The 24995-nt window shown below is 60.7% G+C and carries 24 protein-coding genes, 1 tRNA gene and 1 pseudogene; 16 read left to right on the plus strand and 10 right to left on the minus strand.

From position 1 onward, the window contains the following. Positions 1–159 precede the first annotated feature (159 nt). The 5 genes from D5400_RS03370 (at position 160) to D5400_RS03390 (ending at position 5269) form a co-directional block, all read left to right on the plus strand. The gene (locus tag D5400_RS03370) at positions 160–726 is read left to right on the plus strand and encodes a F0F1 ATP synthase subunit delta (protein WP_205665509.1); all 567 of its coding nucleotides are present in this window, start codon (positions 160–162) and stop codon (positions 724–726) included. Continuing rightward, positions 726–2255, plus strand: a complete 1530-nt coding sequence (gene atpA / locus D5400_RS03375; protein WP_126007658.1) for a F0F1 ATP synthase subunit alpha — start codon at positions 726–728, stop codon at positions 2253–2255. The genes D5400_RS03370 and atpA overlap by 1 nt, the downstream gene beginning before the upstream one ends. Positions 2256–2289: 34 nt before the next feature. Next, the gene (locus tag D5400_RS03380) at positions 2290–3189 is read left to right on the plus strand and encodes a F0F1 ATP synthase subunit gamma (protein ID WP_126007660.1); all 900 of its coding nucleotides are present in this window, start codon (positions 2290–2292) and stop codon (positions 3187–3189) included. Positions 3190–3217: 28 nt separating this feature from the next. Further along, positions 3218–4771 carry a F0F1 ATP synthase subunit beta gene (gene atpD / locus D5400_RS03385; protein ID WP_126007662.1) on the plus strand — a complete coding sequence of 518 codons (1554 nt, stop codon included), beginning with the start codon at positions 3218–3220 and terminating at the stop codon, positions 4769–4771. Positions 4772–4861: 90 nt separating this feature from the next. Beyond that, a complete protein-coding gene (locus D5400_RS03390) occupies positions 4862–5269 on the plus strand; it encodes a F0F1 ATP synthase subunit epsilon (protein ID WP_126007664.1) in 408 nt (135 codons plus the stop codon). 77 nt (positions 5270–5346) lie between these two features. Here D5400_RS03390 and D5400_RS03395 read toward each other — a convergent pair. The 4 genes and pseudogenes from D5400_RS03395 to D5400_RS03410 form a co-directional block, all read right to left on the minus strand. Then, positions 5347–5861, minus strand: a pseudogene (locus tag D5400_RS03395) (RNA pyrophosphohydrolase). Further along, a complete protein-coding gene (locus tag D5400_RS03400; protein ID WP_245451413.1) occupies positions 5858–7042 on the minus strand; it encodes a divergent polysaccharide deacetylase family protein in 1185 nt (394 codons plus the stop codon). The pseudogene D5400_RS03395 and the gene D5400_RS03400 overlap by 4 nt, the downstream one beginning before the upstream one ends. 105 nt (positions 7043–7147) lie before the next feature. Beyond that, positions 7148–8473 carry a S41 family peptidase gene (locus D5400_RS03405; protein ID WP_126007668.1) on the minus strand — a complete coding sequence of 442 codons (1326 nt, stop codon included), beginning with the start codon at positions 8471–8473 and terminating at the stop codon, positions 7148–7150. Further along, positions 8463–9749, minus strand: coding sequence for a murein hydrolase activator EnvC family protein (locus D5400_RS03410; protein ID WP_245451414.1), 1287 nt, complete (start codon positions 9747–9749; stop codon positions 8463–8465). The genes D5400_RS03405 and D5400_RS03410 overlap by 11 nt, the downstream gene beginning before the upstream one ends. A 397-nt stretch (positions 9750–10146) precedes the next feature. On the opposite strand from D5400_RS03410, the gene D5400_RS03415 reads away from it, so the two are divergent. Further along, a complete protein-coding gene (locus D5400_RS03415; RefSeq protein WP_126007670.1) occupies positions 10147–11856 on the plus strand; it encodes a TadE/TadG family type IV pilus assembly protein in 1710 nt (569 codons plus the stop codon). 21 nt (positions 11857–11877) lie between these two features. On the opposite strand, the gene rlmH is transcribed toward D5400_RS03415, so the two are convergent. After that, complete coding sequence (rlmH, locus tag D5400_RS03420) at positions 11878–12360, minus strand: 23S rRNA (pseudouridine(1915)-N(3))-methyltransferase RlmH (RefSeq protein WP_126007672.1); 483 nt, start codon at positions 12358–12360, stop codon at positions 11878–11880. Between the two features lie 159 nt (positions 12361–12519). On the opposite strand from rlmH, the gene obgE reads away from it, so the two are divergent. The 5 genes from obgE (at position 12520) to rsfS (ending at position 17286) form a co-directional block, all read left to right on the plus strand. Beyond that, entirely contained in the window at positions 12520–13584 is a 1065-nt protein-coding gene (obgE, locus tag D5400_RS03425; RefSeq protein WP_126007674.1) for a GTPase ObgE, read from the plus strand. Next, the gene (gene proB, locus D5400_RS03430) at positions 13550–14743 is read left to right on the plus strand and encodes a glutamate 5-kinase (RefSeq protein ID WP_164527768.1); all 1194 of its coding nucleotides are present in this window, start codon (positions 13550–13552) and stop codon (positions 14741–14743) included. Before obgE ends, proB begins: the two co-directional genes overlap by 35 nt. Before the next feature lie 28 nt (positions 14744–14771). Then, positions 14772–16058, plus strand: coding sequence for a glutamate-5-semialdehyde dehydrogenase (locus tag D5400_RS03435; protein ID WP_126012669.1), 1287 nt, complete (start codon positions 14772–14774; stop codon positions 16056–16058). A gap of 43 nt (positions 16059–16101) precedes the next feature. Next, positions 16102–16695 (plus strand): nicotinate-nucleotide adenylyltransferase, encoded by a 594-nt coding sequence (locus D5400_RS03440; RefSeq protein WP_126012674.1) that lies wholly within the window; start codon positions 16102–16104, stop codon positions 16693–16695. Between the two features lie 177 nt (positions 16696–16872). Continuing rightward, the gene (gene rsfS / locus D5400_RS03445) at positions 16873–17286 is read left to right on the plus strand and encodes a ribosome silencing factor (protein WP_126007676.1); all 414 of its coding nucleotides are present in this window, start codon (positions 16873–16875) and stop codon (positions 17284–17286) included. Positions 17287–17348: 62 nt separating this feature from the next. On the opposite strand, the gene D5400_RS03450 is transcribed toward rsfS, so the two are convergent. The 4 genes from D5400_RS03450 to D5400_RS03465 all read right to left on the minus strand — a co-directional run bounded on the left by D5400_RS03450 (position 17349) and on the right by D5400_RS03465 (position 19572). Continuing rightward, the gene (locus tag D5400_RS03450; RefSeq protein ID WP_126007678.1) at positions 17349–17846 is read right to left on the minus strand and encodes a DUF3833 family protein; all 498 of its coding nucleotides are present in this window, start codon (positions 17844–17846) and stop codon (positions 17349–17351) included. 70 nt (positions 17847–17916) lie between these two features. Beyond that, positions 17917–18546 (minus strand): GNAT family N-acetyltransferase, encoded by a 630-nt coding sequence (locus D5400_RS03455; protein WP_126007680.1) that lies wholly within the window; start codon positions 18544–18546, stop codon positions 17917–17919. A gap of 126 nt (positions 18547–18672) precedes the next feature. Further along, positions 18673–18942, minus strand: coding sequence for a 50S ribosomal protein L27 (rpmA, locus tag D5400_RS03460; RefSeq protein ID WP_126007682.1), 270 nt, complete (start codon positions 18940–18942; stop codon positions 18673–18675). Positions 18943–18972: 30 nt separating this feature from the next. Then, positions 18973–19572 carry a 50S ribosomal protein L21 gene (locus tag D5400_RS03465; protein WP_126007684.1) on the minus strand — a complete coding sequence of 200 codons (600 nt, stop codon included), beginning with the start codon at positions 19570–19572 and terminating at the stop codon, positions 18973–18975. Positions 19573–19936: 364 nt separating this feature from the next. Between D5400_RS03465 and D5400_RS03470 the strand changes: the two genes are divergently transcribed. From D5400_RS03470 to D5400_RS03490, 5 genes are all read left to right on the plus strand, one after another. Further along, a tRNA-Ser gene (locus tag D5400_RS03470) sits at positions 19937–20026 on the plus strand. A gap of 61 nt (positions 20027–20087) precedes the next feature. Next, positions 20088–22112 carry a site-specific integrase gene (locus D5400_RS03475; protein WP_126007686.1) on the plus strand — a complete coding sequence of 675 codons (2025 nt, stop codon included), beginning with the start codon at positions 20088–20090 and terminating at the stop codon, positions 22110–22112. Positions 22113–22716: 604 nt separating this feature from the next. Continuing rightward, positions 22717–23250, plus strand: a complete 534-nt coding sequence (locus tag D5400_RS03480) for a hypothetical protein (protein ID WP_126007688.1) — start codon at positions 22717–22719, stop codon at positions 23248–23250. After that, positions 23243–23473 (plus strand): hypothetical protein, encoded by a 231-nt coding sequence (locus D5400_RS03485; RefSeq protein WP_126007690.1) that lies wholly within the window; start codon positions 23243–23245, stop codon positions 23471–23473. The genes D5400_RS03480 and D5400_RS03485 overlap by 8 nt, the downstream gene beginning before the upstream one ends. Then, complete coding sequence (locus tag D5400_RS03490; protein ID WP_126007692.1) at positions 23416–23673, plus strand: hypothetical protein; 258 nt, start codon at positions 23416–23418, stop codon at positions 23671–23673. The genes D5400_RS03485 and D5400_RS03490 overlap by 58 nt, the downstream gene beginning before the upstream one ends. A gap of 503 nt (positions 23674–24176) precedes the next feature. On the opposite strand, the gene D5400_RS03500 is transcribed toward D5400_RS03490, so the two are convergent. Next, positions 24177–24803, minus strand: a complete 627-nt coding sequence (locus D5400_RS03500; protein ID WP_126007694.1) for a GntR family transcriptional regulator — start codon at positions 24801–24803, stop codon at positions 24177–24179. Positions 24804–24995: the final 192 nt, after the last annotated feature.

A 24995-nucleotide genomic window follows, 5' to 3' on the forward strand; every position in this document is an offset into this window, starting at 1 on the left:
TGTTGCGGGGGCGGAATTCCTATGTTAGACGAACCCCGAATTTCGGAGCGGGCGTGCCTTTCAGGCATTTGCTCTTGAAAATTACAGCAACAAATTCAAGGTGTTGTGGTTGGCCAGATTTCAACCGGCGGCGCTCTTGGGTACATTTGAGAGATTTGGGTGCCCGTGGCAGACACATCCCAGCTAATTTCCGGTGTTGCAGAACGGTATGCCTCCTCGCTTTTCGATCTTGCGAAAGAGGCCGGTGAAATCGATTCCGTCACGCGCGAACTCGACGCGTTCGAGGCGATGATCGCGGAAAGCACCGACCTGAAGCGACTGGTGATGAGCCCGGTTTTCTCGGCCGAGGATCAGGCGCGTGCCATTGGCGCAATCGTGGACCAGGGCAAGATTGCTGGTCTCGCCGGCAACTTCCTGAAGGTCGTCGCGGCCAATCGCCGTCTCTTCGCTCTTCCGGGCATCATCCGCTCCTTCCGCCAGCTTGCTGCCGCCGATCGCGGCGAAGTCGCTGCCGAGGTGACGAGCGCTCACTCGCTGGACGAGGCGCAGCAGCGCGAGCTTGCAGCGGCCCTTAGAGACGTCACGGGTAAGACCGTGTCGCTCAATATTCATGTCGATCCGTCAATACTCGGCGGCCTGATCGTCAAGGTCGGCTCGCGTCAGATCGACACATCGCTTCGTACGAAACTCTCATCGCTTAAGCTTGCACTGAAAGAGGTCGGCTGATGGATATCCGCGCCGCGGAAATTTCCGCAATTCTCAAAGATCAAATCAAGAATTTCGGCCGCGAAGCCGAAGTTTCCGAAGTCGGCCAGGTGCTCTCCGTCGGTGACGGTATCGCTCGCGTCTACGGTCTGGACAACGTTCAGGCCGGTGAGATGGTCGAGTTCCCAGGCGGCATCCGCGGCATGGCGCTTAACCTCGAAGCCGACAATGTCGGCGTCGTCATCTTCGGCTCGGACCGGGACATCAAGGAAGGCGACATCGTCAAGCGGACGGGCGCCATCGTGGACGTGCCGGTCGGCAAGGGTCTCCTCGGCCGCGTCGTCGACGCGCTTGGCAACCCGATCGACGGCAAGGGCCCGATCGTTGCCGACGAACGGAAGCGCGTCGACGTCAAGGCGCCGGGCATCATCCCCCGCAAGTCAGTGCATGAGCCGATGTCGACCGGCCTCAAGGCCATCGACGCGCTCATCCCGGTTGGCCGCGGCCAGCGCGAGCTCGTCATCGGCGACCGTCAGACCGGCAAGACTGCGATCATTCTCGACACGTTCCTGAACCAGAAGTCGCTGAACGAAGGTACGGACGAGAGCCAGAAGCTCTATTGCGTCTACGTCGCCGTCGGCCAGAAGCGCTCGACCGTCGCGCAGTTCGTCAAGGTTCTGGAAGAGCGCGGCGCGCTGCCCTACTCGATCGTCATCGCCGCGACCGCATCCGATCCTGCACCGATGCAGTATCTGGCGCCGTTTGCCGGCTGCACGATGGGCGAGTATTTCCGCGACAACGGCATGCATGCCGTGATCGGTTATGACGATCTGTCCAAGCAGGCTGTCGCCTACCGCCAGATGTCGCTGCTGCTGCGCCGCCCGCCAGGCCGCGAAGCTTATCCCGGCGACGTTTTCTACCTGCACTCGCGCCTTCTCGAGCGCGCCGCCAAGCTCAATGACGAGCAGGGCGCCGGTTCGCTGACGGCTCTGCCGGTCATCGAAACGCAGGCAAACGACGTGTCGGCCTACATCCCGACCAACGTGATTTCGATCACCGACGGTCAGATCTTCCTCGAAACGGACCTTTTCTACCAGGGTGTCCGTCCGGCCGTGAACGTCGGTCTGTCGGTTTCGCGTGTGGGTTCGTCGGCTCAAATCAAGGCGATGAAGCAGGTTGCCGGCTCGATCAAGGGCGAGCTTGCGCAGTACCGCGAAATGGCGGCGTTCGCGCAGTTCGGCTCCGACCTCGATGCCTCGACGCAGCGCCTCCTGAACCGTGGCGCACGCCTGACCGAACTTCTGAAGCAGCCGCAGTTCTCGCCGCTGAAGACGGAAGAGCAGGTCGTCGTGATCTATGCAGGCGTGAAGGGCTATCTCGACAAGCTGCCAGTCAGCGATGTCGGCAAGTTCGAGCGTGGGCTGCTCTCGCACATGCGCAACGAAGGCAAGGGCATCCTCGACGCCATCCGCACGGACAAGGCGCTCAAGGAAAACACCGAAGCCGACCTGCGCAAGGAACTCGACAAGTTCTCCAAGAACTTCGCTTGAGTTAATCAGACTCCGAGAAACGGACGGATAGCGGATGCCTTCACTCAAGGATCTGAGAAACCGGATCGCCTCAGTCAAGGCGACGCAGAAGATCACCAAGGCGATGCAGATGGTCGCCGCGGCGAAGCTGCGTCGTGCGCAAGAGGCGGCGGAAGCTGCGCGGCCCTACTCGCAGCGCATGGGGGCGGTCCTCGCCAACATCGCGAATGCAGTGGGTGACGGCGAGGATTCGCCGCGTCTGATGACGGGCACGGGCAAGAGCGACGTGCATCTGCTCGTCGTCTGCACGGCCGAGCGTGGTCTTTGCGGCGGTTTCAACTCGCAGATCGTGCGCCTGGCGCGCGAGCACATCCGCCGGCTCGTTTCGGAAGGCAAGCAGGTCAAGATCCTCTGCGTGGGCAAGAAGGGGTATGACATCCTTCGCCGTGACCACCGCGAGAAGATCATCGACCGCGTCGATCTTCGTGAAGTGAAGGCTGTCGGCTTCGTCGATGCCGACAAGATCGCACGCCAGGTCATCGCTCTGTTCGACCAGGGCGAGTTCGACGTCTGCACGCTGTTCTATTCGGAGTTCCGTTCGGTGATCTCGCAGATCCCGACGGCACAGCAGCTGATCCCCGCAAGCGCGCCTTCGGGCGACACTGCGGTGACGGAAGCGATGAATGCCCGTCTCGGCGGCGCGATCTACGAATACGAGCCGGATGCCGGCGAAATCCTGACCGATCTGATTCCGCGCAACATCGCGGTCCAGATCTTCCGTGCTCTCCTTGAGAATGCTGCGTCCGAACAGGGTGCGCGCATGTCCGCCATGGACAACGCGACGCGCAATGCGGGCGAGATGATCGAGAAGCTGACGCTTTCCTACAACCGCCAGCGTCAGGCTCAGATCACCAAGGAACTGATCGAAATCATTTCGGGCGCGGAAGCGCTCTGAGGCTCTTTGAAGAAGAGGTTTGAACGATATGGCTAAGGCAGCGACACCACAGACGCCGGCGGCTGAAAAGAAGCCCGCCACCAGAAAGGCGCCGGCCAAGGCAGCCGCCGCTGCACCGGCAGCAACCACGACATCGGCACCGGCTTCAGCCGTTGCGACCGGCCGCGTGACGCAGATCATCGGCGCCGTCGTCGACGTATCCTTCGATGGCCACCTGCCGCAGATCCTGAACGCGCTGGAAACCGACAACCTCGGCAACCGCCTCGTTCTGGAAGTCGCGCAGCACCTCGGCGAGAACAGCGTACGCACGATCGCCATGGACTCCACCGAAGGTCTGGTTCGTGGCCAAGCGGTCGCCGACACCGGCGCACCGATTTCGGTGCCGGTTGGCGCCGGTACGCTCGGCCGCATCATCAACGTCATCGGCGAGCCGATCGACGAAGCTGGTCCGGTTCCTGCCACGACGCGTCGCGCCATCCACCAGGAAGCGCCTGATTTCACGGAACAGTCCACCGAGGCCGAAATCCTCGTGACCGGCATCAAGGTGATCGACCTTCTCGCACCTTATGCCCGTGGCGGTAAGATCGGCCTCTTCGGTGGCGCAGGCGTCGGCAAGACCGTTCTCATTCAGGAACTGATCAACAACATCGCAAAGGCGCACGGCGGCTACTCGGTGTTCGCCGGCGTGGGTGAGCGGACCCGCGAAGGCAACGATCTCTATCACGAAATGATCGAATCCGGCGTGAACAAGGACCCCAAGCAGCATGACGGCTCCACGGAAGGCTCCAAGTGCGCCCTCGTGTTCGGCCAGATGAACGAGCCGCCCGGCGCCCGCGCCCGCGTTGCGCTCACCGGCCTGACGATCGCCGAGCATTTCCGCGATGAAGGCCAGGACGTGCTGTTCTTCGTGGACAACATCTTCCGCTTCACGCAGGCCGGCTCGGAGCTGTCGGCTCTGCTCGGCCGTATCCCTTCGGCCGTGGGATATCAGCCGACGCTCGGCACCGACATGGGCGCCATGCAGGAGCGCATCACGACCACGACCAAGGGTTCGGTCACTTCGGTGCAGGCCGTGTACGTCCCCGCCGACGACATGACCGACCCGGCTCCCGCCTCGACCTTCGCCCACCTCGACGCAACGACCGTTCTGTCGCGTTCGATTTCGGAAAAGGGCATTTACCCAGCCGTGGATCCGCTCGACTCGACGTCGCGCATGCTCGACCCGATCATTCTCGGCGAAGAGCACTACAACGTTGCCCGTCGCGTCCAGGAAACGCTGCAGCGCTACAAGTCGCTTCAGGATATCATTGCCATCCTGGGCATGGACGAGCTCTCGGAAGAGGACAAGCTGACGGTTGCCCGCGCCCGTAAGGTCGAGCGCTTCCTGTCGCAGCCGTTCTTCGTCGCCGAAATCTTCACCGGTGCACCTGGCCAGCTCGTCGATCTCGAAGACACGATCAAGAGCTTCAAGGGTCTTGTCGAAGGCGCATACGACCACCTGCCCGAAGCTGCCTTCTACATGGTCGGCGGTATCGACCAGGCGCTCGCAAAGGCCGAAAAGCTGGCTGCGGAAGCAGCCTGATCATTAGAGCAGATGGCGAATAGGGAGCGGTTGACGGACGCGCATTGCTGATACCCCGGTATCACCATGGTTTCCGTCGGCCGACGAGATATGGCTGACACATTCAAGTTCGAACTCGTATCGCCTGAGCGTCTGCTCGTCTCGGCCGAAGCCGTCGCCGTCGTCCTGCCGGGTTCGGAAGGCGAAATGACGGTCATGGCGAAGCACGCGCCGCTGATGTCGACGCTGCGTCCGGGTGTGATCACGGTCGAACTGGCAGATGGCCAGAAGCAGTCGTTCATCGTGTTCGGCGGTTTCGCCGACATTCTGCCGGATGGCTGCACCGTGCTCGCCGAGGCTGGTTACGACCGCGCGGCCTTCGATGGTGCTGAGCTGGCACGTCGCATCGAGGCTGCCCGCGCCGAGCGTGAACAGGCTTCTGGCGACGACCAGGCTTTCAAGCTCGACGAATATCTGAGCCAGTTGACGACGCTGCAGGGCTCCGTGCCTCCGGCATAGGCTCCAGCGACCGATGAACAAAGGAGAACGCCGGCCTGAACAGGTCGGCGTTTTTCATTTTGGGCAACAGTGTGCGTCTAGCGGGCGGCGAGTGTTGAGAATGTCGAGACGACCGTCTCGTAGACACCGCGCTTGAAAGGCACGATGAGGTCCGGCAACGCGGCCATGGGCTTCCAGTCCCAGGCATCGAACTCGGCCTCATGGCCGCCCGGGGAGGATTGATGGTGATTTCGCTCTCGTCGCCTTCGAAGCGGAACGCGAACCATTTCTGAGTCTGTCCCCGATAGCGGCCTTTCAGGCCGATGCCGATCAGATCAGCAGGAAGGTCGTAGTTGATCCAGTCCGGCGCTTCCGCAAGGAGGCTGACGGTTTTCATGCCGGTCTCTTCGTACAGCTCGCGCAGTGCAGCTGGATAAGGGTCTTCACCGGGATCGATGCCGCCCTGCGGCATCTGCCAGAGCTTTGACGTTCCAGCATGCTCCGAATCAGCGATGGGGATACGGCGCCCGACCCAGACGAGGCCTTCAGCATTCAGGACCATGGCCCCAACGCAGGGGCGATAGGGCAGGTCTTCAGCATTCACGCGGCTCATCGGCTCGCAGCTCTGGATGAAGCCGGATCGAGCGCGATCGCAGATACGCTGACGATCTCGATGTTGCGGCGTGACGCCTGCCGCACCCATTCTGCAATCGCATCGACGCTCACATCGAAAGCGGAGGCAACGCCGATCGCTGCACCGTTGCGCACGGCGCTGCGTTCGAGCGCATCGAGTGCTTCCATGATCGCGCCGCGTTCGCGCCGGCTGTCGAGCACGATCTCGGCTTGACCGAATGGCGCACCGAAGGTTCTGGCGAGCATCTCGGAGCGCGACTGCGGCGCAGATCCGTCATCAAGGAACAGCAGGCCACGGTCAGCGATCTCGCGCATGACCGGCTCGAAGGCTTCGATGTCGGACATGAAGCGTCCGCCCATATAATTCATGACGCCCGTATAGTTCGTCATGCGGGCCAGTGATTTGTGAAGCGCCTCAATGTTGCTTTCCAACGGCGCTTCGACGGTAAGCGTGTTGGCGCCCGGGTCCACGGAGGGATAGTCGAAGGGTTCCAGCGGGATCTGCAGCAGGATTTCATGGCCACCACGGCGGGCGTCCTGCATCCAGCGCGTCAGGCTGTTGCCGCTTGCCGCAAAGGCAAGCGTGATCTCTTCGGGCAGCTTCTCGATCGCGTACTGGGTGCCCGTTTGGCTGAGCCCTAGCCCGCCGACGACGATCGCGATCTTCGCGCCGTTCGTGCCGGACCATGACCGTGCATAGGCTTCTGCCGAACGCTTACCGCCTGGAGAAATGGTGGGGATGGCACCGAATTCGGTTTCTTCGAGAAGCGCATCTTCCGGCAAATGCGCGACGCGCAGATCCTGGCCGACCGCGCCGCCGTCGATGATGAGCGGTCCGAGCCCTTCGCGGCTGCCCGGGCGGTAGGTCGTGACCATGACGCCGTCGCCGGTCATTTCGGAAGCGATGTTGCCGCCTGCCGTGCCTGCCGTGCGGGCGGGGACGGTGCCTGTCTGAAGGTTTGCGTATTCGTCCGTTTCATCGGGCGCGACAACGGGTGTGTCGGCGGTTGCGACGGGCGCCGGTGAGCCGCTGAGGCCACTGGGCGACATGGCACTGTAAATGGAACCGGCGAGAAGCAGCACCACGGCCGCAGATGTGCCGAGCGCGAAGCGACCCGGCCACGGCCGGCGCCTCTGCCTCGACTTTCGGGCTTGGCCCAATGGAGTATCTAGCTTGTTACGCACCGCTCACCGGTCTCATGACTGAGGGTGATTCGGCAAGACGCGGCGCTCAAAGAACGCCGCGTCGAAAGGATCCAGAGACCCTTATTGGTTGGTGACGGCAGCCTGATCCGGGTTGGGCGGGAAGGACGCATCCGTGCGGTCGCCACGTAGAAGATCGAAGGCGTGGTTCAGCTGGATGTCGTCTTCCTGCTCCGGCGGCACGTAAGCGATCGAGCCTGAGCCTTCTTCGGTCTCGCTCTCACCCTGGATGTGGCCACGCAGCTGTGATTCGCCGGATGCTTCCACCTGGCCCATGAGTTCCTCGGGCAGGGGCTGCTCCACGATGATGTCCGGCGTGATGCCCGTGCCCTGGATCGACTTGCCCGACGGCGTGTAATAGAGCGCAGTCGTCAGACGAAGCGCGCCGTTTTCGCCGAGCGGAATGATCGTCTGGACGGAGCCCTTGCCGAAGGAACGTGTGCCGAGAACGGTCGCCCGCTTGTGGTCCTGCAATGCGCCGGCCACGATTTCGGACGCCGAAGCGGAACCGCCATTGACGAGAACGATGAGCGGCTTGCCGCCGGTGAGGTCGCCTGCACGCGAATTGAAGCGGCGGCTTTCCTCTTCGTTACGGCCACGAGTGGAGACGATTTCGCCACGATCCAGGAACGCGTCGGAAACGCTGATCGCCTGATCGAGCAAGCCGCCTGGGTTGAGGCGCATGTCGAGGACGTAGCCTTTCAGCTCATTCTCAGGCACTTCTTCCTGGATCTGCTCGATGGCTGCGGCGAGGTCGTCATAGGTCTTTTCGGTGAAGGAGATGAGGCGGAGATAGCCGACATTCTCCTCGACGCTATGGCGAACGGCCTTCACCTGGATGATGGCGCGCGTGACTTCGATCTTCAGCGGTTGAGCAGCGCCTTCGCGGATGACCGTGAGCTCGACCGTCGTGTCGACCGGTCCGCGCATGCGGTCAACGGCATCCGACAGGGTTAGGCCCTGCAGCGATTCGCCATCGATTTCGGAAATCAGATCGCCTGCCAGCACGCCTGCCTGCGCGGCGGGTGTGTCGTCGATGGGCGTGATGACCTTGACGAGGTCGTTTTCCATCGTGACTTCGATGCCAAGGCCGCCGAATTCGCCACGCGTCTGGGTGCGCATGTCGTTGGCATCGTCAGCATTGAGATAGCTGGAATGGGGATCGAGCGAGGTAAGCATGCCGTTGATGGCACTCTCGATCAGCTCTTTCTCTTCCGGCGGTGTCACATATTGCGAACGCACGCGCTCGAACACGTCGCCGAAGATCGACAGTTGGCGGTAAGTATCCGACCCAGCGGCTTCCGCCGGCATGCTGAACTGCTGGGCAGTGCTCAGGGCGGTAGCGCCCATGAGGGCGCCGACGAACAGAAGCGATATTTTACGAATCATTGCTTGCCCTTCCCGAAGTATCGTTTGCCCACCAGGGGTCAGGATCGACCGGCTGTCCATCTTTCCTGAATTCAATGTAAAGCGTCGGCTGCCCGGAAACCAGAGCCAAAGCAGCAGCGCCCGCGAGCCTCGTTTCACCCATCGCAGCGACCGGTTCGCCGGTCACCACGAACTGGCCTGGTGAAACATCGATACGGTCCATACCCGCCATGACGATATGATATTCGTCACCTGCGTTGAGGATCAATAGCTGCCCGTAAGTCCGAAAGGGGCCGGCATAGACGACCCAAGCGTCGGCCGGGGCTTGCACGAGTGCCCCCGATCGGCTCGCGACCATAATGCCTTGAAGCGGGTGGCCGGTGCCGTCATCGTCACCATACCATCGCTCTACGGCCCCTTCCACGGGCAATTCCAGGGTTGCCGTGCGCGATGCGAAAGGAACTGCCGGCGAAAATCTCTCCATGTCGAGGTCGCCGCTGGCGGCACGATTTCGTGCCCGCTCAAGCTCTTCCTCGCTTTGCTGTTCACGCAATCGTGTTGCTTCGCGGGCCTGCTCGGCGGCTTCGCGGACGGACGAAATCTCCGTTTCGAGCGAAGCGATGAGTTCGCCGAGCGACGAGGCACGTTCCGCGAGACGGGCCGCCGCGACGCGCTCTTCCTCGATGCGTCTTTCGCGGTCGCCCTGCATGTCGCGCTTCTCGGCGAGAAGCAGGGCAAGGCGTTCCTCTTCGACGATCTGGTCCGTTCGCGCGGAGACGAGCTTCGCGCGCTCCTCTTCGATGTCTTCACGAACCGCCTTCAGACGAGCCAGATCCAGCGCGAGTTGTTCCGTCTCCTCGCGCATTTCGGGTACGACGGCTCCGAGCAGGATGGCGCTTCTCACCGAGGCAAGCGCATCCTCCGCCGCAACGAGGAGAGCCGGAGGCGGATTTCGGCCCATGCGCTGCAATCCGGCAAGAACTTCGGCGAGCAGCACCCGCCTTTCCCTCAGCGACGCAGTAATCTCGTCTTCGTCACCGCGCAGCGTGGAGAAGCGATCTTCGGCTTCGGCCATGCGCGTGGTGAGTTCGCGCTGCCGGTCTGCCGTTTCGATCATGCTTGCGCGAATGGCCGCCTCGTCCTGGCGCAGCGCATCAACCTCGGCGCGTAGATCGGCCATGCGCTGTTCGGACAGCGTGATGGCTCGGCTCAAGCGGTCGAGTTCCTCGGCCGTTTCGGCGCGCTTGGCATCGAGAGACTGGGTCGGATCAGCTGCATCCGCCTGAGGGGCGGCCAAAGCAGGAGCGGCCTCCTGGGCGTGGGCTGAAGAAGCCGAAGCGGTGGAGAGAAGCCCAACAACCAAAGCTTTGCCGGCGAACCAGGCAGCGAGCCTGACCTGTCGATTTCGCGAATGATCCGGCGCGGCGCAGTGACCGCGGCTCCGTGGTGCTGGCTTCAAGTCTCAATCCGATCTTGGCCCGAGTTCCCTCCATCGGCTGCAAGCATGTCGAGTTTGAGGCGAAAGGAAGTGCTCACGATGCCACTCTAAAATATGTTTGCAGGAAGAAACGGCTGATTAACCGCAGCATTAGAATTCCCTTGGACAGCCCTTTCTCATGGGCTGATTCTCCATCAAGCAAAGCATGTCTTAATTGCTCGCGCGTATCCACAAATGGATAGCTGGGGATCAAAGCATGAAGCGCTTTCTTCAAGATCGTAGCGGCCAATTTGCACTCATGTTCGGCATTTCCCTGCCGGTCATGCTGCTTTCGGCCGGATTGGCAGTCGATACGACCCGCATGATGGCGGCCAAGACTGCATTGCAGAACAACGTCGATGCCGCGCTTTTGGCGGCAACGCGGCTCAACGATCGTGACCAGAGCCGCGAGAGCTACTTCGATACGTATCTCGCCGCTCTCATTGAGGCTGACCCGACGATCAGCAATCTCGATACGGATTTCGATGCTGAGATCGGCGCCAACTTCATCCGGACCGAGGCGACGGCCACGGCGGATGTGGCGCTGACAATCATGAACAGCTTCATGGGCGGCCCGGCGCGTATTTCTGTCAGCTCGGACGCTTATGAAGCGACGGATGCGCTGGAAGTCGTCATGGTGTTGGACAACACCGGATCGATGGCGACGAACAATCGCATCGGGGCGTTGCGCACGGCTGCAACCACGCTGGTTAATACTTTGGAGACGGTCGCGGAGAACAACCCGAACCGCCGCATCCGAATGGCGCTGGTGCCATTCGTTACGGCGGTCAATATCCGCGGCCCGGAGTTCGATTGCTCATGGCTCGATCTGCATGCGACCGCCGAATATCATGGCGCGAATTTCGATGGCATCCAAGTTGACTTCGACCGCAATAAAACCGTCAAGACCGCCGGTCTCGGTGCAATTGCCGCCAAGCCTTGCACGATCCCGGCCGTCCTGCAAAGCAATGCGACAGGTGTGACGCAACTCAACGGCAATCAGGGGTCGCGCGGGCAGGTCAAGGCCAATCACCTGCGGCTCTTCCACCAGATCGGTTTGGAATGGAAGGGATGCGTCGAAGCCCGGCCGCGTACGGTTGCGGTTGATGCGGCGCCGACGACCGGAAGTACGCTCTTCGTTCCGTATTTTGCGCCTGACGAACCTGATAAGGACGTGTCTAACAACAAGAACACGCCTGTTGCGGGCAATAATGCCGCGAACCTCAACACCTCCTATCTCAAAGACACTCTCACGGGCGACTTTGCCGTGGTCCAGCGCTCGCTTGCCAAATACACGTCTGCGAACGCGCAAGCATCCAGCCTCAACACCGCACCACAGCCCGGTCCGCTGACCGGTGGTCCAAACCGCGCCTGCCCGACTCCTGTTCAGCCGCTGACCGAAGACTTCGAGGCGCTTAAAACCGCCGTGTCACAAATGCGGGAGTGGAACGGCTCCGGGACCAACGTATCGGAGGGGCTCGCATGGGGCACGCGCGTGCTTTCGCCGGAAGCGCCCTACACGACTGCCGATCCGTTCGACACTCCAGGTACGAAGAAGATCGTGGTTCTCCTCACGGATGGCGAAAACGTCGTCTACGGTTCCAGCAACACGGCCAACAAATCGGACTACGGGTCCAACGGCTTCATGTCGTCCAATCGCTTCGGTTCCACCAATCAGGGGACGGCCGCGCGAACCGTCGATACGTGGACGAAGGCAAACTGCACCATGCTCAAGAACAATGGCGTGGAGATCTACACAGTTCTCCTGCAGTCCGATGGCGCCAATAACCGAGCACTCTACGGCAGCGCAAATGGGGGCTGTGCGTCTGCTCCTGAAAACTACTTCCCGACCAACGATGTCAGCCAACTGGACAGCGTCTTTGCCCGCATCGCCAGCATGGTTGCGCAGCTGCACTTCACCAACTGAGCCGCGAGCGATCTTGTTCGGTCATTCCCTGTGATAGGGATGGCCGGACAGGATCGTGACGGCGCGGTAAAGCTGCTCGGCGAGAAGGACCCTGACGATCTGGTGCGGCCATGTCAGGCGGCCGAAGGAGAGCGTCAGGTCGCTTTCCTGCAGCAGCGACGCATCCAGGCCGTCGGCGCCGCCGATCACGAACGTGGCGTTGCGGGCGCCATCGTCGCGCCACTGGCCGATATCGGCTGCGAATGCCTCAGACCCGGGGGTCTTGCCGCCCTCGTCGAGCAGGATCAGCTTGCCGCCCTCGCTCCGTGCTGCGCGGATTGCGTCGGCTTCCTCGCGCTTGCGGGTACTCGTGCTGGAGGCGCGGCTTTCGGGGCGCTCGATCAGGCGGCCAAACTCGATGCCGATGGCGGGGCCTGATTTGGCGAGGCGATCCACGTAGCGGGAGACGAGCTCGCGTTCCGGTCCCGATTTCAACTTGCCGATGGCGATGATGTCGATCTTCATGTCGGTTGGGTTCTGGCAGGCCAACGGCGTGCCGTAAAGGCGGGGTCGCCGGCATTTCGGCGATTGTCTTTGACCTCTCGGGCCGTCGGCTATATCACCGCCGGCAGAACCCGGTCCCGCAGGCTTTATCCTGCGCGCGTGACGATAAGTGGCAACATCATGAAGTTTCTGGATCAGGCGAGAGTCTACATCCGCTCTGGTGACGGAGGCGCAGGCAGCGTCTCGTTTCACCGCGAAAAATTCATCGAATTCGGTGGACCGGACGGCGGCGACGGCGGCCGAGGCGGCGACGTGTGGGTGGAGGCGGTCAACGGCTTGAACACGTTGATCGACTACCGCTTTCAGCAGCACTGCAAAGCCGAGACGGGTGGTCACGGCATGGGCCGCAACCGCACCGGTGCCAAGGGCGGCGAGGCTGTCCTGAAGGTGCCGGTCGGCACGCAGATCTTCGAAGAAGACAACGAGACGCTGATCGTCGACATGACGAAGGAAGGCCAGCGCTATCGGCTGGCTGCCGGCGGCAATGGCGGTTTCGGTAACGCGCATTTCAAGACATCGACCAACCAGGCGCCTCGCCATGCCAATCCGGGCCTGGAGGGCGTCGAAAAGTGGATCTGGCTGCGGCTGAAGCTCATCGCCGACGCTGGCCTCGTCGGCCTGCCGAATGCCGGAAAGTCGACATTCCTCGCGGCTGTCACCCGCGCGCGGCCGAAGATCGCGAATTATCCCTTCACCACGCTCCATCCCAATCTCGGCGTCGCGTCGGTCGATGGATCGGAATTCGTGCTGGCCGACATTCCGGGCCTGATCGAAGGCGCCCATGAGGGTGTTGGGATCGGTGACCGCTTCCTTGGCCATGTCGAGCGCAACCGCGTGCTTCTGCATCTCGTTTCGGGCCAGGAAGAGGATGTGGCGAAAGCCTACCGGACCGTCGTCAACGAGCTCGATGCCTATGGCCATGGCTTGACGGACAAGCCCGAGATCCTTGCGCTTTCGCAGATCGACACGCTGGACGAGGACGAGCGCCGCGAGAAGCTCGAAGCGCTCGCTGCTGCCTCCGGCAAGACGCCGATGATGCTTTCGGCTGCGACCGGGGAAGGCATGCAGGCGGCCTTGCGGGCGTTGCGCACGATCATTCTGGAATCGAAAGGCAGCGAGCCATCCGACGGCTCCGACGATTTCCAGGACGATGCCGACTGGGCTGCCGACGCGGACCGGCGATAGGCAGATCGCGCCCGTGGAAACATCCAGAAAACCCGTCGCAGCGCACCGTCGCGTGGTCGTGAAGATCGGCTCGGCGCTGCTCGTCGACCGCAGCCTCGGTCTCAAGCAGGAATGGCTGGAGGCGCTTTGCGCCGATCTCGCTGCATTGCGCGCAAGCGGATGCGACGTGCTCGTGGTCTCCTCCGGTGCCATTGCCCTTGGACGTTCCGTGCTCGATCTGCCCGCAGGCATGCTGAAGCTCGAGGGCAGCCAGGCGGCGGCCGCCGTCGGGCAGATCGCGCTGGCCCGCGCCTGGTCCGCAGCACTCGCCGAACGGTCGATCATTGCCGGGCAGGTGCTTCTGACGCTCGGCGATACCGAAGACCGGCGGCGCTACCTCAATGCACGGGCGACGCTGACCGAATTGATGAAGCTCGGCGCTGTCCCCATCATCAACGAGAACGACACGGTCGCCACTACCGAAATCCGTTATGGCGACAATGACCGCCTTGCAGCCCGCGTCGCGACGATGATCGGCGCCGATCTGCTGATCCTTCTCTCCGATGTCGACGGGATGTACAGCGCGTCTCCTTCGATCGATCCCGATGCGCAGTTCTTCGACGTCGTGTCGTCGATCACGCCGGAGATCGAGGCAATGGCGGGTGGGGCTGCTTCCGAATTGTCGCGCGGCGGCATGCGCACCAAGGTGGAAGCCGGCAAGATCGCCACCAATGCCGGCTGCGCCATGATCATCGCATCCGGCAAGGATTTGCATCCGATCAGCGCCATCGACCAGGGCGCACGCTCCACCTTCTTTGCGCCCAGCGGTCAGCCCGTGACGGCGCGCAAGACCTGGATCGCCGGTCAGTTGACGCCGATGGGCACGCTGCGCATCGACAAGGGTGCCGAGCGGGCGCTGCGCATGGGCAAGAGCCTGTTGCCGGCCGGCGTTCGCTCGCTGACCGGAGATTTCGCGCGCGGCGACACGGTGGCGATCTTCGACGAAGCGGGTCGTGAAATCGCCCGCGGGCTGATCGCCTATGATGCCGAAGAGGCGACCCGGATTGCCGGCTGCAAGACTGCGGAAATCGAGGCGATCCTCGGCTATTCCGGCCGGGCGGCGATGGTTCATCGCGACGACCTGGTGTTGACAGGCGCATCGCGAGAGCCGATGGCATAAGTCTCGAGAAATGAGGCGGAGCATGAGCATGCTGCACCAGGTCCAAACCAACGACAACACCATCGCCGACGTGATGGAAGACATCGGCCGTCGCGCAAAGGCGGCGAGTGGACCATTGGCGATCGCCTCCCCGCAGACGAAGACCAAGGCGCTTCTTGCCATGGCCGATGCCGTTTTGGCCGATGAAGACAAGATCCTTGCTGCCAACGCGATCGATCTTGCCAATGCCAAGCAGGCTGAGCTCGCCGAGTCCCTCGTCGATCGGCTGAAGCTCGACACCCAGCGCATCGCCGGCATTGCCGAGGGCATCCGCACGATTGCCGAACTCGACGATCCCGTCGGTGCCGTGATCGCTGCTTGGGAGCGCCCGAACGGTCTCCAGATCGAGCGCGTGCGCACACCGCTCGGTGTGATCGGCGTCATCTACGAAAGCCGGCCGAACGTCACCGCCGATGCCGGTGCGCTCTGCGTGAAGGCAGGCAATGCGGTGATCCTGCGTGGCGGCTCCGACAGTTTGAACTCATCCCGCGCAATCCATGCGAGCCTGGTTCGCGGCCTGAAACAGGCCGGTCTTCCCGAGGACGCGATCCAGCTTGTTCCCGTTGCCGACCGCGCTGCCGTCGGCGCCATGCTGACAGGCCTTTCCGGCGCGATCGACGTGATCGTGCCGCGTGGCGGGAAGAGCCTCGTGGCGCGTGTTCAGGCCGAGGCGCGGGTGCCGGTCTTCGCGCATCTCGAGGGCCTTTGCCACATCTACGTGGATCAGTCCGCCGACCTGGAAATGGCAAAGAGCATCGTGGTGAACGCGAAGATGCGGCGCACAGGCATCTGTGGTGCAGCCGAAACGCTTCTGGTGGACGGTGCCGCTGCCGGTACGCATCTAATGCCGCTTCTCGAAGCGCTGACCGAGGCCGGCTGCGAGATTCGCGCTTCTGCTGCGGTCCTGAAAGTGTTTCCGGCGCTCAAGCCGGCGACGGAGGAAGACTGGTCGACGGAATATCTCGACGCCATCATCTCCGTGGCGCTGGTCGACGGGATTTCGGGCGCGATCGCGCACATCAAGCGCTATTCCTCGCACCATACCGAAGCGGTGATTGCCGAGGACTCGGCCGTTGCCGAGCGCTTTTTCAACGAGGTCGATTCCGCGATTCTGCTGCACAACGCCTCGACGCAGTTTGCCGATGGTGGCGAATTCGGCATGGGAGCCGAAATCGGCATCGCAACGGGAAAGATGCATGCGCGTGGCCCAGTCGGCGTGGAGCAACTAACCTCGTTCAAGTACCGCGTTCACGGCACCGGCCAGACGCGACCTTGACCCCTTGAGCCGATCGCTATCTCCCCTGTCGCCTTACGGCCGCATGCCCCATGTCGAGCAGGGCATGCGCGTCGGGCTGTTCGGCGGGTCCTTCAACCCGCCCCATGGCGGCCACTGGCTCGTGGCGGAAATCGCGCTCAGGCGCCTTAGGCTGAACCAGCTGTGGTGGATGGTGACGCCCGGCAATCCGCTGAAGGATCACGGCAAGCTTCTGCCGCTTGCGAAGCGCATTGCGCTGAGCGAGGCGATCACTCCCGATCCGCGCGTGAAGGTGACGGCGTTCGAGGCCACTTATGGGCTGCGCTACACGGCCGAGACGCTGGCGGTGATCAAGCAGCGCAATGCCGGCATCCATTTCGTCTGGGTCATGGGGGCCGACAACCTGGCCGGTTTTCACCACTGGCAGGACTGGCAGGCCATTGCCAGGACGTTTCCGATCGCCGTGATCGACCGCCCCGGCTCGACCCTTTCCTACCTCTCTTCGAAAATGGCCAAGACTTTCGCGCATGCGCGGGTCGACGAGGATGATGCAGGGCGACTTGCGTTGATGGAAGCGCCGGCCTGGACCTTCATCCACGGGCCGCGATCGCTTCTTTCCTCCACCGAATTGCGCAGCCACTGGCCCGGGAAATCCTGAGGCCGACCCAAGGTATCCTGAGAAATCGGTGATGGACCAAGAAAATTGGTGATGGGACGGCAACTTCTTGTGTCTTGAAACCTTTAACGAGACGCGCCTATCATTACATTCTGCTTTGGACCTTGAAGGAACAAGGCAAGTGAAGCTGGTCCTGTCACTGCTGAAAGGGTAACGACACTGACAACAGCACACGCGAAGGGAAATGCGCCAAGCAGTTTCTCCTCAGCCACGGGTCGCGGCACGGACGCCGAAACCCGCGTGCTCCACCAGATCCTCGAAAGCCTCGAGGATTCGCAAGCGGAAGACATCGTCTCCATCGACATTGCCGGAAAATCGGCGCTGGGCGACCACATGGTGATCGCATCCGGGCGCTCCAGCCGTCATGTCAGCGCTATCTGCGACGAGCTCTTGCGGCAGATCAAGGAAGCCGGTTACGGCAATGCGCGGGTAGAGGGTCTGGCGACCGGCGACTGGGTGTTGATCGACACCGGCGACGTGATCGTTCATGTCTTCCGGCCGGAGATCCGGGAATTCTACAATCTGGAGAAGATGTGGATGACGCCGGAACTGGGCGACGAGACGCTGCACTAGGTCAGAAGGCGGCTAAAAGCCGCCGGCGGTGCCTCGATTTACGATCGGCAGAGGCCGACCGGTCAGTCGCGCTCGAAATTCACCTCGACGCGCGCAACCGGTACGCCGAACTTCGTAACGAGGGCGGTGTTGGTGATCGTGCCATCTCTGTTCAGAACGAGCTTGTCGAAGAACCGGACGATGTTCGGGTCTTCTCCCGGCGCAAGATCGACGCGGTAGGTGAAGTCAGCCTCGTTGCCGGCGAGATAGACGGTCGTCGTTCCGATGACGTCTTCCCGCGTGCCGCTATAGGTTCTCTCGGACGTCTTTTCGAAAATCCAGGTCTTGGTGTCGCGTTCGCCGTCGTCATAGGCGAAATCTTCGCGCAGCCGCAGCGTGGTTCCGTCCCAGGTGCCGGTCAGGTCGACCGTGAAGCGCCGATGCGTGCCGTCGATGGCGGAAAAGCTTCCTTCGGCCCGCGTCTTGCCGAGAAACCATTCCTCCAGGAGAAGCTCGGCGCGTGCCGGCAGGGCAAGTACGAGACCAAGCGCGGCAATCAGAACAAAACGAACGGCTTTCATGGCGATGATCCTTCAAGGCAACTCCACCGGCTTCTACGCACGAGCCGGTGGAGAGGATCATCATGCAGCGTCAGGCCCGACGGTGAGGCGCAGCGCTCCAGCTCTTCAGCGACAGCCACGTCTTGCGATCGAGCCGATACCACTCGACGGGCAGGGCGCCGCCGAGCGCCATGGAGGGCACCATGCCGTTGCCCTGGTGCTGGAAGCCGGACTTCTGGATGACCCGGCGCGACGCATGGTTCGTCACCCGGCAGCGGGCTTCGATCGCTTCGATCGTGCGGGTGCGGAAAACCATGTCGATGACGGCGTGGGCAGCTTCGGTCGCGATCCCGCGGTTCCAGTAGGGTTCGCCAATCCAGTATCCCAGCTCGACCGTATCGGTGTCGTCATGCGGCTCGATGCCGGCACAGCCGACGAATGCACCATTATCGGCCAGGGTGATCGCGTAGACGCATTTGCCAATACCGCCCGTCTTGGCGCGTCGGATAAAGTCCGACGCATCTTGTGCCGTGTAGGGATGCGGCATGCGCGACACCATGGAGGCCACGCGCATGTTGTTGGCGAGATTGGCAAGCGCGTCGGCGTCTTCCGCGTGGGGCCGGCGCAGAACCAGCCTTTCGGTCAACAGGACGGGACAATCGGGCCGGGTGTCGTCGGGCAATAAGTCGTCCCGACAGTCGTCATCGAGATCCATGAGCATGGGAACAGTCCTTCGTTCAATGAGAAAAGGGGAGATGGATTGCCCCATCTCCCCTTTTGAACGTGGTCTGAACCTTGGTGCTCAGCCGGGTCGATGAGACGCCGGCTTTTTGAAGAAGCGGTCCGGCTATTCCGCTGCGTCCGCGATTGGCATCACGGACACGTAGGTACGACCATTGGCTTTCGTACGGAACGAAACCTGGCCGTCGGTGACTGCGAAAATCGTGTGGTCCTTGCCAAGGCCGACGCCCGTGCCCGGATGCCACTTCGTGCCGCGCTGGCGCACGAGGATGTTGCCCGAGATGACGTTCTCGCCACCGAACTTCTTTACGCCAAGGCGCTTGGACTCAGAGTCGCGGCCGTTGCGCGACGAACCACCAGCTTTTTTATGTGCCATCGGTGTTCTCCTTAAAGTTTCTCGTCGCTATCAGTTGTTCTCGGCCAAAGCCTTGGCCTGCTCGCGCCAGTCTTCGATCTGGGCGGCGCTGAACGGCATGGCTTCGTCGATCTTGGCGATGTCCGCATCCGTGAAGGCGGCGATCTGGGCGAAGGTGGTGATGCCCTGCTCGTTGAGCTGCTCGGCAGCCTTCGGGCCTATGCCCTTGATGACCGTCAGATCGTCGCCGGCACCCTGGGGTGCGTTGAAGAGCGTCCCGGCTGCAGGAGCGGCTTTCGTTTCCGGCTTGGCAGCGGCCTTCTTGGACGGCTTCTTGCCTTCGGTCAGGATCTCGGCAATGCGGATGACCGTCTGGTGCTGACGGTGGCCGCGGGTGCGCTTGGAGTTCTGGCGGCGACGCTTCTTGAACGCGATGACCTTGCGGGCGCGACCGTGCTCGACGACTTCTGCCGTGACGAGCGCGCCCTGAACGAAAGGTGCGCCGATCGTGGCATCGGCGCCGACGCCGACCATGAGAACTTCTGCGAATTCGATGATGTCGCCGATTTCGCCGCCGGTCCGTTCGACCGTCAGCTCATCGTTTGCGGCGACGCGGTACTGCTTACCGCCGGTCTTGATGACTGCGAACATTTTTTAACCTTTCATGTTCGTTCCGGCTTCTTCGACCACATGGCCGCGAGCCGTCTTTTTGTCAGTCGTATGGCATCAGCCATGATCGAAGACGCTTGCGCGCCAACAGCCGATCATGGTTCAGCCGGTGAAACATCGCACCCATGGCCATTTGTGCCTGTCGAAAGGGCAAGCGGACAGGAAGCTTGGAGGTCGATGCATGATCGAGGACGGACTTCGCCATCTCAAGATGCTGCGCGGATAAGCGATGGGGCCCGTCGAGTCAAGATGTACGGTAGAAATTTGCCTGTCACATGCCCTTGTGTCCCGGCGCTCATCCCGCTATGGAAACGCCCGCACGCGACCACCGTGCAACATGGCCCCTGGAGAGGTGGCAGAGTGGTTGAATGCACCGCACTCGAAATGCGGCATACGGGCAACCGTATCGGGGGTTCGAATCCCCCCCTCTCCGCCAGCTCAAACTGCCCCGCTCTGTCCGCAGTTGTCTACGTGAAGGCCGTTCAGGAGCCTTCCCGATGGGCAAACATTCGTCCAGTGTGTCTGACGTACATCCCGATGTATCGCGCGATGTATCGCAAACTGGCGCGGCCGATCCAGCGCCAGTGCGTTCTCGCAAGCGCGCTGCAAAGCAAAGACCAGCTGGCCGCTATCTGGTGAGGGCGGGGGCTGCCTTCCTATTTCAGTTGCGTGTGCCGACCGTTTTGGTCTTGCGCGGTTTTCCGCCGCTGGTCAGACTTAGCATCGGGCCGGTCACGCATCTTGAGGCGCGGCGCATCGCCGATTTTCTGGCGGTCAATGCCCGCATGAAGATGAGGGAAATGATCGATCGCCCGATGACGACAGTGACTGATGAACAGACCGACGATGGTCACCTGGCTACCGAAGCCAATGGTGAAGCCTACGACAGCGCCGAGGCCGAAGTGCAGCGCCGCATCAAGCAGGCGGAGATCAAGACCTATCTGAACACATGCTTAATGATGATTAGAGGAAGTGCGGCTCTGCACGCTGCTCATCCGATAATCATTCCTGAACAGGAGGCGTTTGGACAGATCATTGAGGTCAATCGGCAGCTCGATGCTCGACAGGCTGGCACTCCACATCTCACGGTCGTGACGGAAAATGCGGAGGTTTTGAAGGGACTGGCGATCTGTAGCATGGAGCGCAGTCTCGGGCTGGACGATGCGGACAGCACAGAGCCGGTTGTTGTTTCGGCGGTCGAATCGGGCCGTGGTCTATCCGCACTCCCGTCAGTTGCGGAACAAACGCCAAAAAAACCGACCGGGCAGCCAGAGGTCAACGTCACCGACGGTTTTTCTTCGGCTTCGATGTCGTTGTCACTCGAAGACAGCTGGCTCGACCACGACGGAGACGATGTCGAATACAACGATCCGGCAGATGAAGATCGTAAGAACGTGCCGCGCGGCTCGTCCACACGACCTTTCTTCAGTGTGGTAGCACGCGACTATTTGCGCGGACGCGCTGAGGCGAAGTCGAAGGGAAAGTTGAAGGACATTCAGACCGCGGAGGGGCGTATCAAGCTTTTCATCGAACTCATCGGTGACCACCCGGTTGACACCTATACCGCCCGCGATCTGCAAGCGTACGTGAACAAGCTGCGCTACTGGCCAAGCGATCCTAAACGACGGCCATCGCAGCTTCCTGCTGAGGCCGTGATCGAAAGCAATCGTGACCTGCGGTTTAAGCCCCTGGCTAAAGCGACGCTTCAGGATGGCTATCTTGCCGTCATTAAGCCGGTATTCGGCATAGCCGCCACTCGGTATGAGTTCATCAATCCCATGATCGGTGTTCGGCTAAACTATCCGGATACTGCTAAGGCCAGTCGTCCTGTAGAGCCACTCGGTGCGGCGAAAATCTCAGCAATCTTCAAGACTGGCATTGAGTCCGGCTATCTTGATCTCGCCCTTCTGCCGCTCCTCGGACATTTGACTGGTCGACGTCTGGGCCTTCTCATCTATTTGAGAGGGTCCGATATCCGCGAGAAATACGAAGGCGTCTGGGTGGCCAATACGGCGGGCGTCATCTTCGGTGACGGCAGTTGGCAACGCATCGGTTATAAGACAGACGCAAGTCTCTCATTTTACGTGCTGCATAATATCCTGCGTGAGGTCGGGTTCATTCAGTGGGCGCAAGCTCAAGGGGACCGGTTCCTTTTCCCCGAGCTGATGCGCCTCGTCCGACCCGCCAATTCCGCATCCTCCTACATGCAGAGGTTGTTCCAACGGGCGGGTATCAAACCCGGCAACAGAGAGGTTTTCCACTCTTTGCGCAGCAACAAGATTGCTGAGCTTCAGGACAACCATGAAATCGACGGGAAGACGGCAAGGCTTCTAGCAGGACACAGCCTCGGTGATGATGAACACACGCTCTATGGCTGGAGATATCTAAGCGAACCCCGGGCCCGACAGCTGGCAACTCTGGCACTTGATCCGGCGATCGACTTTGCTCAGTTCAAAGGACTGGATTACAAGCGCCTCGCTGCCGCGAAGAGAAGAAATGGCAAGCGCTGGCCAGCCGCGTAGCCTCTGCTCCCGATCGTCGAATGGTTCTGAAAGCGGCCTGCATCATGGTAAGCCCGCTCTGCAGATTGTCACTTCGCTGTTAGCGGTGGGGTGACTGAGATTAGTGATGTCAGTCAATCCTCTTGCTACCGCTCTTCACCATTGGCGAAGCGCAAGGTCTAGCGTTTTCGAAGACTGAACGGAGCAAACCATCCTCAGCCTAGAGGTGGCGATAATACATTTGCGTCTTGTAGGGCTTCCGCTCCGCTGCGCATGCTTAAGGAAAGAGGAGCGGCACCGGGCACAATGCCCTAGGCCCACGCTCAAGAACCCAAGTTATTATGGCTGGTTAGATCTTTATCGGCCGCAAGCAGTGTTCTTATAGAGGTCGGCCATGGAGAGGATATCTGATTGACACGAAGCAAGTCGCCAAGACGGATTTGTCTGGATGATAATGTATCCATTAAAAACAGCAGAAGTGTTGACATATGTTCGATTACAATTTGATGAGGGTAAATAATATCCGAAATAGATGAAATCTTCTATTGCGGCCCACTAAAATTAGGGGAACCATAAAAGGGCATCAATTGAAAGGAATTGCCGATGCCTCATAGTTTAATGTTCAATGCTCTTCGTGGCCCAGCCCCCCTTCGTATCGATGCTGTCGCCGGACATGCTCTCCAGCAAAGCAAGACCCGGAGGACAGGCGATGACTGAATGTGAGAGCGATTACGAACTATCGATGGGCTATTACATGGACGTCGAAGACATTTGGATCGGCGGACGGCGGTGCAAGGAAGCGGTGATAACGTATGTCGCCGCGAACGGCGATGAGTGCCGTGTCGAAGGCATCAAATATGTTGCGCCCGCACACCCGAAATGGGCATTCAGCGAGACTGATGCGCTCGCGATACTCGAGCCCGCTGTGGAATTTTTGCGGGATTACAAGCGGCGCACGGGTAAGCGTTTCGAGATCGTCGACGAGCGTTCGCTCGCACGAGTTGTCGCTGTTTGGAAGCGGCAAAAGAGGGTGCATGCATCAGCGGGGGTTAAAGCTGTCTCGGGGGATGATGGCCCGACAACCATCTCGATGAGCCGCGGACATACCAAAAATGCGCCAAGGCGAGCAGGCCGATCGGAGGACAGCGACTATGGCTGACCAAAAGACTTATTCCGTTCTGCTTGCCTGGAGCGACGACGACATAGACCAAGGCGAATTTGGGGAGGTCGTGCGCGCCGCGAACGAGGAAGAAGCGGAGGCGAAGGCGCGTGCGGTGATGCGCAATGGCACATTGCGAAATATTGTGATTTGGACGGAGACGCGATGGAAATCGCGCAATCCTGTGCTCACTATGAGCATGAAGAATTTGACGGCGAAGTGATCTTCGGCGGTCGCCTTCTCGATGTCCATGAAGGCGCGATTTGGAAAGCGCACGACCTTGAATGTCGGCTTCGCGCTCTTCTTGCGGCAATTGATCAACTGTCCGCTCGCAACGGGTGGTCCGACAATGGCGAACGTGAAGCCGCCCGCAGTATGATTGCGGAGATCGAATCTCTGGGACGACTGAAAGCGGACAAGTAGTCTAGCTCTTTTGAAGGATGGCAGCTTCGCGCTTCAGCAGCGCCATTAAGGCAAGATAAGCCTTCGCCTCGCAGCGGACGTCCGGTCGTTCCTTATAGATGGCAATGTGCCCCCAGGTCAGATTTACACTTAAACCTTGCCGTTGTTGACCCGTTTCTGAATCGTCATCCCTTGTGGATTAGAGCCGCGACCGCTTCTGTTAAGCCGTGGGGCGCGGGTGCAACAACCCGCGGAGACGAATTGGAAGTGGCATGACCGCACCACACATTATGATCGCGATCATCGCGAGCGAAGAGAGGGCTCGGGAACTCCAGTTCCTGATCTTTCAATCGCGGTCAATGATTTCGACGACGCGCAAGACCGAGCCAAGGCGGCGTGGTTTAACATTGAATTTGGACTGCAGCATGAACCCTGAGGGTTCGCCGCTTCGATCTCCGCGATCCCTTCGGCAAATTCGACAACATTCAGGCTCACAGCGACCAGAGGCCAAGTGGGTCTAGACCCTAAAGATGCTTCAAGGCTGCGACGTAATTGTTGCTCATGGCGGTAATATGCCGTTCGAGAACATTGAGCAAAGTTGCTTCGTCACGCTCTTCAAATGCTTTGCCCATCGCTAAGTGCTCGTCATAAGCACGTGTGCGGTAGATCTGCAAAGGGATGGATAGATGCGCACGCAATGCGCTTATTCGACCCGAAACAAGATCATAAGCCTGGCTATAATGGGGGTTTCCGCAATGGGTGAAGAAAGCTGCGTGGAAAGCGTCGTCTGCGCGTGTGTAGCTGAGCAGCTCGTCGCGATCGCGGGCTTTATCCATCAGCTCGATCGTTCTCGCCAGATCGTCCGCCGTTTCCGCAGGAGCGCGACGCAGCGCTAATCGGGCTGCACCCAACTCCATGTGGCGTCGAAAATCGACCAGCATCTCTATGTCCTGAGCATTCGGTCGAAAAACAGCGCTTCCGCGTTGTGGCAAGATTGTAAGCAGTCCTTGATGCTGAAGGATTGAAAAGGCTTCTCGCACCGGTGTTCTGCTGACGCCCATTTGGCTTGCGACACGCTCTTCAGACAGAATTTCTCCAAGCGCAATATCGGTCGCGATGATGGATGCTTTCAGCTCGTCCGCCACTTCCATGGCGAGAGTTCGGGGTCGATCAAGCCTTCTGAAGTTATGCGATTTTCTTTCCAAGACGGGGTCCGTTGCTGGTGAGTTTTGCTGAACGCTAGAGCAGGCGTCCCTTACCACGCGCGCTCCGAACACACTAGCATACAGTATGCCAACATTGACATACTGTATGCTAGTGTGTCAGTGAAGTTTCTGAGGCGT

The sequence above is a fragment of the Georhizobium profundi genome (assembly GCF_003952725.1).
Taxonomy (GTDB): domain Bacteria; phylum Pseudomonadota; class Alphaproteobacteria; order Rhizobiales; family Rhizobiaceae; genus Georhizobium; species Georhizobium profundi.